13 protein-coding genes, 1 tRNA gene and 1 pseudogene are annotated in these 18,153 nt (G+C 39.7%); 4 read left to right on the top strand and 11 right to left on the bottom strand.

Features of this window, described 5'->3' with window-relative positions; translation table 11 throughout:
* Positions 1-6: 6 nt before the first annotated feature.
* The 9 genes and pseudogenes from HW279_RS01215 to HW279_RS01255 all read right to left on the bottom strand — a co-directional run bounded on the left by HW279_RS01215 (position 7) and on the right by HW279_RS01255 (position 10,646).
* The gene (locus HW279_RS01215; protein ID WP_002673267.1) at positions 7-438 is read right to left on the bottom strand and encodes a hypothetical protein; all 432 of its coding nucleotides are present in this window, start codon (positions 436-438) and stop codon (positions 7-9) included.
* A 28-nt stretch (positions 439-466) separates the two neighbouring features.
* Entirely contained in the window at positions 467-1,198 is a 732-nt protein-coding gene (locus HW279_RS01220) for a MotA/TolQ/ExbB proton channel family protein (RefSeq protein WP_009418843.1), read from the bottom strand.
* Between the two features lie 72 nt (positions 1,199-1,270).
* A tRNA-Ser gene (locus tag HW279_RS01225) sits at positions 1,271-1,358 on the bottom strand.
* A 69-nt stretch (positions 1,359-1,427) separates the two neighbouring features.
* Positions 1,428-2,455, bottom strand: a pseudogene (locus tag HW279_RS01230) (asparaginase).
* Positions 2,442-3,575, bottom strand: coding sequence for a 1-acyl-sn-glycerol-3-phosphate acyltransferase (locus HW279_RS01235; protein ID WP_002673277.1), 1,134 nt, complete (start codon positions 3,573-3,575; stop codon positions 2,442-2,444). The pseudogene HW279_RS01230 and the gene HW279_RS01235 overlap by 14 nt, the downstream one beginning before the upstream one ends.
* 72 nt (positions 3,576-3,647) lie before the next feature.
* The gene (locus HW279_RS01240) at positions 3,648-4,409 is read right to left on the bottom strand and encodes a TatD family hydrolase (RefSeq protein ID WP_178957656.1); all 762 of its coding nucleotides are present in this window, start codon (positions 4,407-4,409) and stop codon (positions 3,648-3,650) included.
* 374 nt (positions 4,410-4,783) lie between these two features.
* On the bottom strand, positions 4,784-6,004 hold the full coding sequence (locus tag HW279_RS01245) for a DUF6051 family protein (RefSeq protein ID WP_178957657.1): 1,221 nt from the start codon (positions 6,002-6,004) through the stop codon (positions 4,784-4,786).
* A 67-nt stretch (positions 6,005-6,071) separates the two neighbouring features.
* Positions 6,072-7,580, bottom strand: coding sequence for a RagB/SusD family nutrient uptake outer membrane protein (locus tag HW279_RS01250; RefSeq protein ID WP_178957658.1), 1,509 nt, complete (start codon positions 7,578-7,580; stop codon positions 6,072-6,074).
* Between the two features lie 9 nt (positions 7,581-7,589).
* Positions 7,590-10,646, bottom strand: a complete 3,057-nt coding sequence (locus HW279_RS01255; protein WP_178957659.1) for a SusC/RagA family TonB-linked outer membrane protein — start codon at positions 10,644-10,646, stop codon at positions 7,590-7,592.
* Positions 10,647-11,053: 407 nt separating this feature from the next.
* Here HW279_RS01255 and HW279_RS01260 point away from each other — a divergent pair, with 407 nt between their 5' ends.
* Together HW279_RS01260 and metK are read left to right on the top strand one after the other, a co-directional pair.
* Positions 11,054-11,668 carry a hypothetical protein gene (locus tag HW279_RS01260; RefSeq protein WP_178957660.1) on the top strand — a complete coding sequence of 205 codons (615 nt, stop codon included), beginning with the start codon at positions 11,054-11,056 and terminating at the stop codon, positions 11,666-11,668.
* A 277-nt stretch (positions 11,669-11,945) separates the two neighbouring features.
* Positions 11,946-13,199 (top strand): methionine adenosyltransferase, encoded by a 1,254-nt coding sequence (gene metK / locus HW279_RS01265; RefSeq protein ID WP_178957661.1) that lies wholly within the window; start codon positions 11,946-11,948, stop codon positions 13,197-13,199.
* Between the two features lie 162 nt (positions 13,200-13,361).
* Here metK and HW279_RS01270 read toward each other — a convergent pair whose 3' ends face one another.
* Positions 13,362-14,618, bottom strand: coding sequence for a hypothetical protein (locus HW279_RS01270; protein WP_178957662.1), 1,257 nt, complete (start codon positions 14,616-14,618; stop codon positions 13,362-13,364).
* A 28-nt stretch (positions 14,619-14,646) separates the two neighbouring features.
* On the bottom strand, positions 14,647-15,786 hold the full coding sequence (locus HW279_RS01275; RefSeq protein WP_178957663.1) for a TlpA family protein disulfide reductase: 1,140 nt from the start codon (positions 15,784-15,786) through the stop codon (positions 14,647-14,649).
* Between the two features lie 633 nt (positions 15,787-16,419).
* Between HW279_RS01275 and carA the strand changes: the two genes are divergently transcribed.
* Together carA and HW279_RS01285 are read left to right on the top strand one after the other, a co-directional pair.
* Complete coding sequence (gene carA, locus HW279_RS01280; RefSeq protein ID WP_178957664.1) at positions 16,420-17,520, top strand: glutamine-hydrolyzing carbamoyl-phosphate synthase small subunit; 1,101 nt, start codon at positions 16,420-16,422, stop codon at positions 17,518-17,520.
* Between the two features lie 144 nt (positions 17,521-17,664).
* The gene (locus HW279_RS01285) at positions 17,665-18,135 is read left to right on the top strand and encodes a DinB family protein (RefSeq protein ID WP_178957665.1); all 471 of its coding nucleotides are present in this window, start codon (positions 17,665-17,667) and stop codon (positions 18,133-18,135) included.
* The last annotated feature ends 18 nt before the right edge of the window (positions 18,136-18,153 follow it).

Raw genomic sequence — 18,153 nt, forward strand, 5'->3', positions numbered from 1 at the left:
AATTTCTTATTTCATTAGTGCTTTTTTCACATTGGAAGCTATAAGAGCTACTACGGCTACCGCTACCAATATGTACAAAGCGATTAAACCTGTGCTTACCCATTTTCTTACAGATTCGCTGGCTTTCTTCACTTCGTCACTGGCATTAGCTTCTACAGCTCCTGATGAGAAGATATAAGCTAAAAGAAGAACTACCACAAATCCTCCTGTATAGATAAGCGTTTTCTTAAGTGCTTTTGGTGAAGCTAAAATGTTTTGTGCCGCTGATACGATTACTGCCAACAAAGCAATACCTAAAAGAACATAAGTCAGCACAAACAAAGCTTGCATTGTACCGTTGTTGGGATCCTCAGCGTTTGTAAAGAAAGACAAAACAATCCATAGAACTACCCCAATTACGCCCAAAGCAAGAGCTCCATATTTTGCTATTTTATACATACTTAAAGTTGTTTAATGGGTGAATAAATTATTTCATTTTTCTTGCTACTAAAAGGTCTATCAATGAGATAGAAGCATCTTCCATATCATTTACGATAGCGTCGATTTTAGCAATGATGTAGTTGTAGAATACTTGTAGAATCATCGCTACAATCAAACCAAACACTGTAGTAAGCAAGGCAACCTTGATATCACCAGCAATCAATGATGCGTCCAAACCACCAGCTGAACTAATCTTATCGAAAGCCTCAATCATACCAATTACCGTACCCATAAACCCTAACATCGGTGCAATAGCAATAAAGAGCGAAATCCAAGATACGTTCTTTTCTAATTGTCCCATCTGTACACCTCCGTAAGATACTACTGATTTTTCAACCATATCAATACCTTCTGATGAACGGTCAAGACCTTGATAGAAAATAGATGCAACAGGGCCTTTTGTATTACGGCACACTTCTTTAGCTGCCTCAATACCTTTGCTATCCAATGCCTCTTCAATATCGGCAATTAGCTTTTTAGAATTGGTAGTCGCCATATTGAGGTAAATAATTCTCTCAATAGCTACTGCCAAACCAATAATTAAGCAGAGCAAGATAGGAGCCATATACATAGGACCCCCTTCAATAAAACGCTCTTTAAATACTTGGTGGAAGCCTTTGCTTTGTTGCATCGTTTCAGTTGCTTCCTGAGCGCTAACCATAGCCACGTTTAAAATTAACATTGCTACTAGAAGTAGCTTAGATGACATTTTTTTCATTTGTTTAATCTTTTTAAATTGTTAGTTGATAATTTAATGTTTAATAATTATTCTGTTTTTTTTAGAAAGAAGCAGAGAGGAAGGGATTCGAACCCTCGATACGCTTGTGGCGTATATACACTTTCCAGGCGTACTCCTTCGACCACTCGGACACCTCTCTCTATGCTGTTTCTGAATGCCAAAGTAACAAATTATTTTTCTATCCCACAAGTTTTTTCTTAATTTTTTGCTAAATTTCTCCAGCTATATTTTCTTCAAACTTGATTTTGAATAGTTTATGAGAAATATTTTTTTTAAGCAAAAGCATCAATTTTGTGATTGCGGACTCGGTTGTGAGGTCTTTTCCGTCTATCACTCCCATCTTTTTGAGGGCTTCACTCGCTTCATATTTGCCCATCATCACACTACCTCCAGAACACTGAGTAACATTCACTATGTGTATTTCTTTATCAATAGCACTCTGCAAACTCTCTACAAACCACGCATCGGTAGGAGCATTACCTGAACCGTAGGTTTCTAACACTACCCCTTTCAGATTTGGAATATTGAAAATACCATTCAGTATAGGTGCAGTAATGCCTGGGAACATCTTGATAATCGCTACGTTAGTTTCAAAATCTTTCCACACTTCTAAATGTTGCTTTTGCTTACGGGGTAAAAGGTTCTCTTTCATCACCTTTAAATGTACACCACTTTCTACCAACAGCGGATAGTTCAGCGAGGCAAAAGCTTGAAAGTGCTCGGCGTTTATTTTGGTAGTACGGTTGCCTCGGTAGAGCTTGTACTCGAAATAGAGTCCTACTTCTTGTATCACCGGATCGCCATTTTCTTTTAGGGCTGCGAGTTGTATAGAGGTGATGAGGTTCTCTTTGGCATCGGTGCGCAAATCGCCTATCGGCAGTTGTGAACCGGTAAATATTACAGGTTTAGTAAGCCCTTGTAGCATAAAGCTTAAAGCCGAAGCCGAGTAGCTCATCGTATCACTGCCGTGCAACACTACAAAACCATCGTAGTGATTATACTCTCTTTCAATCACCTCAGCAATTTCAATCCAATGCTGGGGGTTCATATCCGAGGAGTCTATCACTTTCTCAAACGAGTGCACCGAAATTTCACAATCTAAGTGCGAGAGCTCAGGAATACGCTTGTAAAGATTATCAAACTCGAAAGCACGCAAGGCTCCTGTTTGGTAGTCCTTTATCATCCCGATAGTCCCCCCGTATAAATGAGGAGCACTTTTGAATTATTGGTTTCCATCGAATTTGTTCTTTACAGGATTGGCGTACATCTCTAAAAACTTCTTTTGTGAAAGGTCTTCAGAATTGCTTCGGTTGTTCATTCGGCGTTCAAAACGTCGAAAATCTTTTTCGTTGTAGTATTCCTTATATATAGAGGTGTCGTTCAGCAAATCATAAGCAATATAATTCGCAGGAAACAACTTGTATTGTTGATGAATAGCTCTGTCTAAACATTCAGCTAAGGCTTGCAATTGCTTGTTAAGATGCTGATGTGTGGCTTCTATAGTGTCTATCTGGTCGTACAGCGGTTGTCCTACCGAAATATGCACACGTCCTTTTTGTCCCAACAAGCCTTGAATGATATTCTCAAAATCCTCTTTTTTAGATTTCACGTATTCTACCCCGTTATGTTGGGCAATAAGTGCGGGCAACTTCAACACATCAGTGGGGTCAAACTCATAGGAAATCGACATCGGTACTAAATTAAGTGTCTTCAGGTACTGCAAAGGTGATATATCTTCGGGAGCATTAAGGGTGAGCATCTTCAAAACCCCTTGCTGGGTACGGTCGTCACCATTCTTAGTACGCCCTTCTCGTTGCGCAATCCACACATTGCGATGCTCTTCTGTAATGCAGTGGTAAATATATTCCGATACCAATTTAGAATGCTCCAAAGCCTCTCGTGGGGGCAGACTCCTATATATAATGATATTTCTGTTGAGCATCGCCAATATCTTCAAATACTTTTTCCTGAGCAAATTGTCACCCATCGCCGAAGCCGTCATCGAAAGGTGATTATCGTATAGGGCAACGTTTAATAAGGAAGTATCTAAAACAATATCGCGGTGATTGGAAACAAATACATAAGCTTTGCGCGGGTCTAAACCGTCAAACCCATCACAGGTAAATTCCGAAATACTTTTCTCAATCGCCTTAGTAACCACTTGATACATTATATCCTCCTGAAAATCGGACACCTTTTGGCAAGCAAGCAGTCGTCGCTCTCGCTCCTCGGGAGTTTCATCAGGAAATGCATAAGCCATCATCGCTCGAATCAAAGGATTATCTTTAATTTGCGACAAGGCACGTGCTACTTCGTTGTCGTTAAACGGACGTATGGACTTGAAATAATCGGTCATTTCAGATACTCTATATTCTCTTGTTTTGGATAACGAAAGGCAAAGTAACGAAATATATTTGATAATACCTAATTAAATCTTAAATATATTTGTAGCATTTTCGTCAGTAAGGCGTATAATCTCGCTTTCGGGCAAAGCATATATATCCGATAATTTCTCTACAACTTTCACTATATAAGCACTTTCGTTACGTTTCCCGCGGTAAGGTACTGGTGCCAAATAAGGTGAATCGGTTTCTAAAACGATATGCTGTAAATCTATATTTTTTAAAAACTGGTCTATCTTTCCGTTCTTAAAAGTTACCACTCCGCCAATACCTAAATGTAAGCCGTAGCCAATAGCTCGCTGAGCTTGCGCTTCTGTGCCTGTAAAGCAGTGAAAAATGCCAAAAAGGTCGTCACTTTTTTCAGTTTCTAAAACCTCAAACACTTCGTCGAAAGCCTCCCGACAGTGAATAACAATAGGTAACTGATGCTTTTTAGCCAACTGTATTTGCCACTGAAAAGCCTCTTGTTGCTCTTTGAGAAAAGTTTTATCCCAATAAAGGTCGATGCCTATTTCGCCAATAGCACAAAAGAAATGCGATTGCATCAAATTCTCAACGTGCGCAAGTTCCTCCTGATAGTTTTCTTTCACGCTACAAGGGTGCAGACCGTTCATTAGGAAAACGTAGTCAGGATAATCGTTTTTCAGCTGAAACATTCGCTGGGTATAGCTCGCATCAATAGCTGGGATAAAACAACGGGTTACCCCTGCTGCTTTGGCTCGTGCAATCATCTCGGTACGGTCAGCGTCAAATTCTTCTGAATATAAGTGTGTATGTGTATCTATCATCAGTTGTCAGCCGTTAGTGTTTAGTAGTTATTTACAATTATATAGGTTAAATACATCACAAGTGCAACTCCTAATAGCCAATATTTCTATAACCTTTCTTCGCCTTATCCTCGGTATAGATTCGTCATTTGTTCGTCTTTCCTTCGTCATTTGTTCGTCTTTTGTTCGTCTTTTGTTCGTCCTTTAGCCACTGTAGACCCACTGTAGACCCACTCTTCGTTCACCTTTCCTTCATCTTTTGTTCATCTTTTCATTATCTGCCCGTGCGACTCACACCTGCACGTGTGGCTCGCACCGGCCTGTCGTGCTACGACCTTGCACCGTCTTTTGTTCGTCATTCGTTATTTCTGTACTTCCCTTTTACCTTTTATCTTTCACCTTTTACCTAAATAAAACGCCACTGCCGATGTTACAAACCTCTCAAAAGCCTCGGTTACTTGGGGAGCATTCTTGGTGGTGAGCGCAAACGGACTCATATGGGTATACGGATAAGGAAAATCTTCTATTTGTACCTCTATATTGATATTGCGATAACCGCCTTTTAGGGTATTGAGAGCTTCAATAGGGGGTGTCACTTCGTCTTTTTCCAATACCATTGCTTTAATCTGTTTCTCCAACTGCACAAAGCGCTGTTCACGTTCTTTCTGATAATAATTATAGCGCAACATCGTTTTGAACCAGCCTTCACCAAAATGAAGATTACTGTCTTGATAATGTCTCAAGCGGTCGTCGTTTTTGAAATTGGTGCTGAGCAGTTCTGCAAAGGTTTTCTGCATTGTTATCGCTGCACGTCCGTCCATTATGTATTTAGAGATGGGAAACATACGGTCGATAGTCATACCTCCACAGAAGCAAAAGAGCTTGGAATTAGTAAAATAGCCTTGGGGATTTGCCATCATCAATATTACAGAAAGGAAAGAGCCTATGGAATACCCAAAGAGGTCTACCGTAGCCGTAGGTGCAATGGTAGGGAGCAAGCCCGCTTTCAGGTTGGTGATGAGCTGTACTATATCGTTATACGTTTGCAAACCCGACCAAAAGAGACGTTGAGGAAAGGCATCTAAACGCGTAGAAGTCGCCGCATTCACATAAGAGGTTTCGGAATTATCCGGAAACTCATTCATACGCTTTTGTGCAATAATGTACATTTCTTGGCGAGAGCTCCATCGCTCAGGGGCACGACTCATATGGAAGGCTATTGGGAAGAGCATTACTGCCTTACCTGTTTGTGTTGCCAATCCATAAGCCCACGGTAAGTATTTATCCCATTTCTTTTCGTTGAGTCCGTGGAATACAATAATCACCCCTTCAGCTTTTGAAGTTCCCAAAGGTTGTATTATATGATACTGGAAATGAATATTACAATCCACATCATAGTCAGCCCAATGAAGGTCGTCTTGCGCATCATTAAGCTGAGAAGGAAACGATAAGTTATGTTCTTGACAAAACAAATGCGGACTTCCCGGCAGGTAATACTTAGCCCCTTCGGAGAAGAAGCTATTATGCAAGATACGAATACCCAGTTCCGGTAATTCGGTATTGCGCTGGGTATCGAAAACTGTTTTTAGTTTTTTGTATAATTCGTAATATTCCATATTTTTATAAATTAGATAATTAGCAAATTAGCAAATTTTCACATTTACTAATTTGCTAATTATAGGATTACCAATTAGGGTTTTGTTTCCAGTTGCCTTGTTCGTAGTCTATATCATCTACTGGTATAGGCCATACTATTTTGTAATAGTAATTACTTCCTACCTGAATATTGAGTTCACTATAATCAGAGGCAGGAGTATTCCTGATAGCCGTTACATCCTGAGGGGTACCTCTTTTTACAGGCAATCCCCAACGATTGAGGTCATACAAGCGAAAATCTTCAAAAGCTAACTCTCTATTGCGTTCGTTTTGTATGTCGACAAAGAGGTTACTTCCTGAGGTAGTAACCGCTGTGAGCCCTCTGGCAGCACGTAATAGGTTTAAGTACTTTTTAGCATTGGTTTCATCATTGTTCTTATAGGCAGCTTCGGCTGCTATAAGGTAAGTTTCAGCTATGCGGAAAAGCTTAGCCTTATGCCCATAATAAAAATTATAACTATCAATAGGTTCTAATTCTCTATTTCGAGGGTACTTGTTTACAGCATAAAGAGAGCTAAACCCTACGGTTACTTCTTTTAAGAAAACATCTTTTCGCCAGTCGTCAGTAGTAAATAAATCTATAAAATCTTGAGTGGGCAACACATTAGGATTGGCGTCTATCTGTCCTGGGAAAAAGAAACTTTCACTTTCGCCTAAATAGAGCTCATTGGTATTATCAGAAGTTTCATAAACTCCTGCATTGACAGCTGCGTATAACTGGATAATACTCTCTGCATTATCATCTTCTGTCCATATTTTCTTGAAAGCATCGGCAGAGGTAGCCAGTGGATAGCGATTAGTATTGATAAGTGCTACTGCTACTTGGTAGGCTTGTGCCCAATCATTTTTATAGAGCAATACCCTTGCTTTGAGAGCTCTGGCAGCATCGAGGGTGAAAGTATCAGCTCCTGCTGCTCCTTTTTGATTTGCCAATAAGGTTTCGGCTTTCTGAATATCACTGAGTATAAAATCATAGGTTTCGGCTACACTACTGCGCGGAGGAAAGTTCTTGAGCGTAGGAGCTGTAAGCAGAGGTAAACCTAAATCGGTAGTTGCTGTACTACTGTTATAAGGTTTGCAAAAGTGCATAACCAAATAGGTAAAGCAATAGGCTCGCCCTAAGTAGAGAGCTCCTGTAAGTTCTTGTATTTCTGATTGCTCAGGTATATTAGGGAAGCCCTTAATACCTGTGTTTATATCTTGAATGATAAGGAAGCGTTCTTTCCATATAGAGGCAGTAGCGTGCTCTGAAGAAGCAAACGTAGACCAACGATGCATATCGGGCAACTTTTCCATTGCTCCCGCAGCTGCGTTGAGATAATCGGCTTGGAGGTCTGAGGCATACATCTGTTGCCCCTGATTGTAATCACGCAAAGCGTTATACATCCCGTTTACCCACATTTCAGCATCGCGCTTATTCTTAAAGCTGGTATTCTCACTGGCGTAATTATAGGGGTCTAAGTCCAAACGAGCACAACCCGTAGGCAACGACACCAAAAAAGAACATAAAAGTGCTATATATATTATTTTTTTCATTTTCCCTTTTTAGAATTTAAGTTCTACACCTATAGTAAATTGACGAGCAGGCGGATAACCTCCTCTTGATAACGTATTAGAAAACTCAGGGTCGGCTCCTGAATATTTGGTAATGGTAAAAATATTACGTGCCGATGCATATAGGCGCACTCCTGAAAAGAATCTCATTTGGTCTATTACCTCCTGAGGAAGCGCATAACTTAAACTTATACTCTTCAAGCGCATATAAGAAGCATTTTCGAGTAAGCGAGTATCTTTGCGCATATAATAAGCACTGCTGAGTTTAGGCAACTCTGTATCATCACCTTCTTGTTTCCAATAGTTAAACAATTCTCTATTAAAATTCTTACCTCCAAAAGTGCTTTGGTTTAAAGTATAGTATCGGTCTTCATTGATGAGCCATTTGCCCAAAGCATAAGAAAATGCCAAATCGAGTGATACATTCTTATAAGTAGCGCTTAGCCCAAAACCACCATTGATAGGTGCAAACATTTTCTTACCTGTAGTTTGTATTAGGTCTTCACTGAATTGGGTCGTAACTTTGGAGTCGTCTTTTTGTTGTATCATAGGGTTATCTTCGTTTCGTTGATACCATTCGGCATCTCCGTCTTTATTGATACCCTTAAATATTGGCAATGCCCATTGTAATGGTTCATTTAGCCTATATCCATTATTAAAAAGTCTATTCACAAAATTATCTTTGCTCAAGAATAGCGAGGTTACCTTCTGTTCATTGTAATTCATATTGAAATAAGGACGTATGCTTAAATCATTGTTCTTACTTCTATACGCAATCGTTGAAATAGTAAGGTCAAAACCTCTATTTTGCATATCACCTATATTATCCGGAATAGACGTAAAGCCAGAGGCTGAGTTTATATAACGTTGTGCAAGAGTTTTATGGGTATTGCGCTCATACACTTCAAAATTGATAGTAGTACCTTTGGCAATACCAATGTGCAAGCCGAGTGTTGTTTTCTGTTGTTCTTCCCACATAATATCGGGATTACCGAGCATCGCGATAAAATAACCTGGGGTTTGTTTATATAATTTTGAAGCATCCACCAAGGTTCTATTGCGATAATCACCAATAGAAGAGTTACCCGAAATACCGGTGCTAAAACGCAAATCTAAGCTGGTAAGCCAATTTACCTTTTGCAAAAACTTCTCTTCTTTGAGTTTCCACATTCCTCCTATCGCCCAAAAATTGGCATAGCGATTATTTGAACCAAAAGCTGATGAACCATCACGGCGTGCTGATAGGTCTATAAAATAACGATATTTATAAGAGTATTCCAAACGGGCAAAATAGGAATTAAATCCTGATTCAGATTGGCTATCTCCTACATTATATTCTTTAGTTCCGTGACTGAGCATTGATAAAGCATCAGAAGGTTGCCCCTTAGACGATGCGTTGAACGAGCGCCACAGCGTTTCGATAGATTCTTGCCCCAATAGGAAGTCAAAATCGTGTAAGTTCTTTATATTCCATTTGTATTGCAATAGGTTAGTATAAGTACGCTGTATGTATTTATTGAGATAGCGAAAGGTTTGTGCTACCGTTTTGCTACTATCATTACTATAACGATAATCTATATAAGAAGGCAGAGGCCCTTTGCTTTCAGTTTCATTTACATTATACTGTATCCCTACTTGGCTTTTAAATGTCAGGTTCTTGATAGGTTCTATTAATAAATACCCTATAGGCAATATATCCTCAGTATAATCAATAGAAGGGTATTTTTCAGCCATATAATCAGGGTGAAAAAAGCCATTTTGACGATTAATAAAAGAAGGAATGTAATTCTTTCTCTTCCCATCGCTCTCTTTGGGAGAATAAATGGGAAGCGACAATATATCGGTTTCACTACCAGCATTCGATACTCCTTCGGCAGTGGTAGTTCCTAAGGAGATTGAAAGCCCTGCTTTAAGCCAATCGGTTATTTGAGTGTCTAAATTAGTATTGAGGTTATAGCGTTTGTAGTCCGAACGCGCCTTAATACCCTGTTGGTCTAAGTAGCCCAACGAAATGTAATAAGAGGTCGTATTACTTCCTCCCGAAATAGACACATCGGTGCGTGAGATAGGAGCGAAATCGCGAAAGAAAACTTTATCCCAACGTGTATTATAAGGATTTGCTGCCAAGATACTATCGGCGATAGCTCTTGCCGTAGTTTGAGTGTAGCCCGAACGCCTACCGAAAGCTACAATAGCATTGGGGTCTTTTTTTACCCAAAAGTCCATATACTCTTGTGGGCTCGCCATATTATCAAAGAATTTGCGAGTTACATTGGTGCGCATTGAGAAGCCCAACTGATGATTAATAGTAATATGAGTGCGCTCATTGCGTTTACCTCTTTTGGTAGTAATTAAAATCACCCCATTGGCAGCACGAGCTCCATAGATAGAAGTAGAAGCAGCGTCTTTGAGTACTGTTACGCTCTCTATATCGGTAGGGTTATACATCGTCATTATATCGCCACTTACAGGGGCACCATCTATTATATACAAAGGTTCTGAGACTATCGTCTTATCAAAAACTGACATAAACGTGTTGAGTCCGTGAATGAGTACCGAAGAGCTTGCTCCTGGTCTTCCAGACTCGGTAGTTACCACCATACCTGCCACTTTACCTTGTAGCGCATCGGTGATATTAGCATTAGGGGTTTCGGCAAAATCTTTGCCTTTTACAGTAGCTACCGAAGCCACCGTGCGACTGGCTATTTTTTTGCCTCCATAGCCAGTTACCACTGTACCTTCTAATTGCTGAATATCGTCTTGAAGGACGATATCTATCTGGGTTACACCTGCCGTTACTTTCTTTTCGACAGATTTCATTCCCAAGAATGAATATTTGAGTACATCGCCTACTTGGGCATTGAGAGTATAGTTGCCATCAAAGTCAGTAGAAGTACCGTGTTGGGTGCCTTTTATAAAGACAAAAGCGCCCATCATAGGTTCACCCTTCGTGTCTTTCACCGAGCCCTTAATCGTTACATTTTGCGCTAAGGAAGGTAATACCCAAAGGAAAATACCTACAAAAACTAATAAATTTTTCAAATTCATAAATCGCTTTATTTTTCAGTGCAAAGTTTTCTAAAAAAAAATGAGAAAAACAAACAAAAGAAAAAAGAGATTCCTCTTTTAGAATATTTTTCTAAAAATATACTATAAAACAGAAAATAAATATGTTTCATAGCCTCTTTATTGACAAAATGGCGTTTTTAGAACTTTGAGAGTTTATATACTGAAAATGTGATGAATATATTTTTTATGAGCATTTTTTTGGGTAAAAAAATTTTTATATGGAGCTTATAGGAAGCTTATAGGAAGCTTGAACGAATCTTGGACGATAGATATAGGAATGTTACTAAAAGCCCTTGTACACCTTGGCTGAGCGCTATAAGGTAGTTACACTTATGTTCTGTTATTGGTTTTTCTAAAAAAGTATTATCTTATAGAAAAATACGCCATTGCTTATTGATAAGGTAAGATTTGGCTATTTGCAATTATTTATTATCTTTGCCGAAAAATATAAACATATGAATATGAAGCGCTTTTTATCAGCTATCACACTACTTGTTATGAGCCACTTAGCTTGGTCACAAAGTCCTAATATTTTAGACCCTGATTACCAAAGCAGCCGTCCTAACCCTTGGACTTATGGGGGAAATATAGGCATTGGCTACTCTACTTATGGATTGGGGATTGATGTATCGCCACGCTTAGGGTACAAAATCACTGAGGATTTGGAGCTTGCTGCTGTGGTGAATGGTTCTTTTCAAAACTCGGAATACTACCGCAGTTTGCTAGTGGGTGTAGGTCCTGCTTTAACCTATTACATAGGTAGGGTGGCGTATGTGAGTAGTTCTTATCAGCATTATTTTATCTCTCAGAAGCATAAAAGCACCAATTACAAATACAATACTGAGGAAGATGCCTTGTATGTGGGAGCCGGTTATATGCAAAATGTGGGGGGTAATGTGTATATACAGATAGGTGTGAGCTACAATGTGCTCTACAAGAAGGACAAAAGTGTTTTCAGCAGTGGTTTTATACCGAGTGTTGGGATAGTGATAGGACTTTAGTGTGAGCCACAGAGTAAAGTGCGAGTCACACAGGCAATTAGCACGACAAATAGGTGTGAGCGAGTGAACAGTAGAGAAATTTATTTATTTATAATTGTTCATTTATAATTATTTTATACCTTTGCACCGAAAAACATAACAAGAGGACAAATTTGTACTGATTGCAACCTCTTGGGGTACTCCCCGAAAAATGCTAAAACAGTAATCTTTACTTGCTTTTCACGTCGGTTCCCCATTCTTCTTTACAATTGCGTCCTCTACTAAATCATAATTACCAATGGGATATTTATTCACCTCTGAGTCCGTTTCTGAAGGACACCCCGACAAAATCGCAGACCAAATAAGCGATGCTCTAATCGACAACTTTCTTGCTTTCGACCCTCATTCGAAGGTGGCGTGCGAGACTTTAGTTACTACCGGTCAGGTAATATTGGCTGGGGAAGTAAAATCGAACACCTACATAGATGTACAGCAAATTGCGCGCAACGTGATTGAGAAAATTGGCTATACTAAAAGCGACTATATGTTTGAAGCCAAATCGTGTGGTGTGCTTTCGGCAATTCACGAACAATCGCCCGATATCAATCAGGGGGTAGACCGCGGTAAACCCGAAGAACAAGGGGCTGGCGACCAAGGAATGATGTTTGGTTATGCGGTAAACGAAACCGAAAACTATATGCCTCTTGCCTTAGACCTCTCGCACGCTTTGCTGAGAGAATTAGCTGATTTACGTCGTGAAAACAAAGAGATTACCTATTTGCGCCCCGATGCGAAAAGCCAAGTAACCCTTGAATATAGCGATGATAACAAACCGGTGCGCGTAAATACGATTGTGATTTCTACCCAACACGACGAGTTCGACACGGAAAAGAAGATGCTTCAAAAGATAAAAGAAGACATTGTGAACATTCTCATACCGCGTGTGATTAAAAAGTATCCTCAATATGCGCCATTCTTTGACGACAAGATTATTTACCACATCAACCCTACGGGTATCTTTGTGATAGGAGGTCCTCACGGCGATACAGGCTTGACCGGTCGTAAAATTATCGTAGATACGTATGGCGGTAAAGGGGCTCACGGCGGAGGCGCTTTCTCCGGCAAAGACCCAAGTAAGGTAGACCGCAGTGCAGCTTATGCTATGCGACACATCGCTAAGAACTTAGTAGCCGCAGGAGTAGCCGATGAGATATTGGTGCAAGTGAGTTACGCCATAGGGGTAGCTGAACCTACGGGCGTGTACGTAAATACTTATGGTACAGCTAAGGTAAACCTCACCGATGGTGAAATAGCGAAGAAGATACAAGAAATCTTCCCTTTGCGCCCGTATGATATAGAACAACGCCTGAAACTACGCAATCCTATTTATAGCGAAACAGCATCTTACGGACATATGGGACGCACACCTAAGGTAGTAACCAAAGAGTTCTCATCACCTTATCACAAGACAAAAAAGATAGAAGTAGAGCTTTTTACTTGGGAAAAGTTAGACTTTGTAGAGAAAGTAAAAAACACTTTTTTTAATGATTAATGATTAGTGGTTAATGTTAATACTAATATAAAGAAGGCTGTCTGATAGAAAACAGACAGCCTTCTTTTATTTGTTTAGGAGGTGATATACAATGCAAATTAAATAGTTGGAAGGGTGAAGAGTTTGATAGAAAAGCGACTTTTCACTATCCAATATTCTCTCTTAAAGCTCTATTTGGTATTGCAATACAAAAGTACCTAAGCGAGTACTTACCTTTTTATCAGTAGCATCGAAGATAGGGCGGTTCTCATAGCCTAAGGAGAGTTTACTCTTTTGTCCATTAAAATAAGTATTCACGCCTACTGAATAGATATTCACGTTGCTGTTGAGGGCTTTATAGTTAGCAAATCGCCAGCCTGCATTGGGTTGTACACGGATATTACAATTTTCCCATTTAGGAAGCAGATAGCCTAATTGCAAGAATAAAGTACTACCTGTACCTATGACGGGAGTAGCATTGCCAGCCCCATTAAGAGAGGTTCCTCCTCCAAAAATGCTATTAGCCCCGACACTTCTCACATAATCACTACCAAAATGAGTGCTGTTAAAGCCCAAATAAGCGGTAATAGCGTCGTTACGTTCAGAAATAGGAGTATCTATAAAGAAGTCGATACCTAAATTGAAGTAATCGCGATAGGAAGTATTAGTTCCATCAGTGATTTCTCTCATTTTAGCTTGATATTCATAACCAATACCGAGATTCATTATGTGTTTAGTTCCTAAATAAGTGCCATTACCTCCGCTAGTAGGCAATTTGTTGCTCTCATCGTCCCAAAACTCATATTTTAGGTAAGAGGAAGTAAGCACTTTAGGTTGCCCTTTGCTATAATTAAAAGCTGTACGAACATTATCAGAGGGGGCAGGTGAATTTTGCAAAGACACGAAATAATCAATCTTTCCTAACTGACCTTTGGCGTAAACACCTATCCTACGCCCCATATCATCGAAATGATTAAGGGTGTTAAGATAATAAATGTAAGGGTCGAGAGTGAGCATAGAACCGTTAGAGAAAGCGTTGGAAAAGCGCCCAGCTCCTGCAAAGGTGGTCTTGGCTACCCCAATGCTCAATTTTTCGCTAAAAGTATACTGACCGAGCACGTCAAGCAGACGGAAATCGGAGCTTTGGAGGGTACTTTGGTTGAGATTATTATTTCCCATTAGGATATAGAACAACCATTTCTTTTCTACTTGGGCGAAGAAGCCTAAGCGATAACGCCGTACAGAAAGGTCGAATACCTTATCGGCAGGTTCACCTTGTACGGTAGTACCAGGGTTTGTTTCGGTAAGGCGAGCCCAAAACTGTCCACGCACAATACCTTGAATAAAAGTATCGCCTTCTTCGTCGAAATTATGACGAAGCAACTGAGCTGAGGCAGGAATTGCCATCAATAAAGCTACTAAAAATAGAATTCTTTTCATTTTATGTTATGTTTATGGTTTAAAAAAGTTACTTGGCTTTGGGATTGTTAATAGCCATCAAATGGGTATCTATGAGTTTCTTTAAATTCTCATCGGAAGGCATTGGTGCATTGCTATTGATGATATTACCCTGCGCATCGATAAGCATATAGCGAGGGATACTTCGCAAGTCGTACAAAAACTTATAAATATCTTTCACTTCTGAGGTGGTATACAGATGAATACCACTTAGTTTATCATTCTTTACCATCTCTTTCCACGCTTCTTTATCACGGTCTACTGAAATACTGAGAAAGACAATAGGCTTACCTTTATAGGATTGCTGTAAGGCTTCTAAGGCGGGCAACTCTTTACGGCAATCAGGGCAATAAGTAGCCCATATATCTACAAATAGCAATTTGTCTTTGAGGGGTAAACTCTCATATTTCACTTCTTTATCGTTCAAGTCGGTAAGAGCTTTAAAAAGAGGGAAAGGTTGTCCTGCTTTAAGTCGGTTTACTGTAGCAATGCGTCCTGAAAGAGCGTTTAACAGTTCGTCGTCTTTTACTGTCTTTTGCACTAAGGCTATAATCTGTTCATTGGTAGTCTCAGCCGAGGTAGCCGATACGCCTTCGATGAGCAAAGGGGTGAGGTCTTCTTTAATATTTTGTGATTTGAGTGTATTGAAATCGGCTAAAATCTTACCCCACGGGTCGTTGAACTCATATTGCACTTGATAGCGATAGATTTTCAGTTGGAAGCAATTATGCACTAAGGTTTTATAAGCATTATACGCATCGAAATCGGTAGCGTTATCTAAATCTACATCTTTAAGAGATTCTTCCAAGGCTTTGATAGCAGGGGCTTCTTCTTCGGTATATTTACGATGATTTAGTAAATAAGCAGAAGTAAGAGACAAGAGTTCGTATTGGTTCTCTTTCTCTTCTTTAACTATAAAATCAGAAGGTAATCCTTTAGCGTTAGCTAACACCTCAGCGCATTGTTTACTTATCGCTTGTAGGTTCTGCTGAAAAGCAACAGGGTTCTGCCCTAAAAGTTCATTTTGCTTTTCGGGAGTTTGCAAACCTATAGCTTCCTTTTGTTGCTGATACGCTTTTATAGCTTCTTCAGGATTGGTACAAGCACTCAATCCTAACACAATGAGAAATGCAATAAATAGTTGTTTCATAGCTTAACAATTTAAAATAATGACAAAGGTATAATATTTTTTTGGAAATAGGAACTTTTTTTATGAATATTTAAATAATGGTTAATGATTAATGATTAATGGTAAAAGGTAAAGGGTAGTACAAGAATGACGAATGACAAAAGCGGTGTGAGCCACACGGGCAGATAGAGAAAAGACGAAGAGAACCTCCCCCCTTACACATACCCAGCTTTCGCTGGCTTCCTCCAAAGGGGGAACTGTAGCGACGCAAAGACGAACAAAAGACGAACAAAAGACGAACAAAAGACGAACAAAAGACGAACAAAAGACGAACAAAAGACGAACAAAAGACGAACAAAAGACGAACAAAGAACGAACAAAGAACGAACAAAAGACGAACAATGAACGAACAAATGACGAACAAATGACGAACAAAAGACGAACAAAAGACGAACAATGAACGAACAATGAACGAACAATGAATGGCGAATGAATGGAGATAAGGTGAAGATAAGATGGAGATAAGATGAATATTGATTGTATTTTAGGGTAATATTGAAATAATTTTAATAGGTTTGGGCTAAAAAATATCATTGATTATTTATATTTCAAAAATATTTTGTACCTTTGCACTCGATTTAAGGAAATAGCACAATGAAGTATCAACAAAAGAAAAAAGCGGTATTACTCCTTGCTGATGGCACTGCCTTTTATGGTAAAAGCGTTGGCTATGAAGGTACTGCTTTTGGCGAAGTGTGTTTCAATACGGGTATGACGGGCTATCAGGAAATATTTACTGACCCTTCGTACTTTGGTCAGATTATGGTGATGACCAATGCTCATATCGGCAATTACGGTATTTGTGAAGACGACAACGAATCGAATGGTATGAAAATTGCAGGGCTGGTATGTAGAAATTTTAGTTATGATGCCTCCCGTGCTGTTGCCGAGGAAACCTTGAAAGACTTTTTAGACCGTAACCACTTGGTAGCCATTTGTGAAGTAGATACCCGCGCTTTGGTGAGTTATATTCGTGACAATGGCTCGATGAACGCTGTTATTTCCACAGAAACTGACGATTTAGCACTGCTCAAAACTCGCTTAAATGAGATTCCTAATATGAAAGGTTTAGAATTGGCATCGAAAGTGTCGGTTACTGAACCTTATTTTTTTGGCAATCCAGAAGCGAAGTACAAAGTAGCAGCGCTCGATTTCGGCATCAAGAAAAATATCTTGCGCAACTTGGCAGCCCGTGATATGTACATCAAAGTATTTCCGTACAACACGCCTTTGGCTGAGCTTAAAGCGTGGAACCCCAATGGCTATTTCTTGTCTAATGGGCCTGGCGACCCCGAACCACTCACCGAGGTGATTGCCCAAGTAAAGCAGATGATAGCAGAAGATTTGCCTATCTTTGGCATTTGCTTAGGACATCAGATTATTGCACTGGCAAACGGCATTAGCACTTACAAAATGCACAACGGTCACCGTGGTATTAATCACCCTGTGAAGAATTTGCTTACAGGTAAGGACGAGATTACCTCTCAGAATCACGGGTTTGCTGTGAATAGAGCAGAGGCAGAAGCTAATCCTAATGTGGAAATCACGCATACCCACCTGAACGACAATACTGTGATGGGTTTACGAGTGAAAGGCAAGAAGTGTTTCAGTGTGCAGTATCACCCTGAAGCCGCACCTGGTCCTAATGATGCGACCTATTTGTTCGACCAATTTGTGGAGCAATTGGGGAATTAGAAAATGTGAAAATTAGAAAATGTGAAAATTAGAAAATTAGAAAATTACTCCCGAACCCCCGAAGGGGGACAAGCCGAGAAGAGGATAAGAAGATTAAGTATAAAATATAGGCTACAAACTAAGGACTAAACACTAACGACTAATATGAAAGAATTACTTACACCCGAAGCATTGCTCACTAACCTAAAAGATGTACGTGGTCTCACCCGCAAGGTGATTGAGGCTTTCCCCGAGAAAGACCTCTTTGAGTTCAACATTGCAAACCTGCGTCCGTTTTCAGGAATGGTAGAAGAGTTTTTGAGAGTTATGGACTATCTTTTTAAAGAGAGATTTCAGGAGCAACACACGCTTTTCTTAAAAGGAGCCTTTCCTACTACCAAAGCGGAAGTATTGACTTTGTGGGACAGAGCTACTGAAATTCTCGACCGTGAATGGCAAAAAGTAGGTGATTATACCCAACCGTTTACTATTTATCAAATGACTTTCAGCTTTGCCCAATGGATATTATACTTCATTGAAAACGAGAGTCACCACCGCGGACAAGGGTATACCTACCTCCGCGCTTTGGGTATCGAACCGCCTTTCTTTTGGGGAAGAGAAAGCTTTAACAATTGATAATTGACAATTGACAAT

The sequence above is a fragment of the Capnocytophaga sp. oral taxon 903 genome (genome assembly GCF_013394785.1).
GTDB lineage: Bacteria > Bacteroidota > Bacteroidia > Flavobacteriales > Flavobacteriaceae > Capnocytophaga > Capnocytophaga ochracea.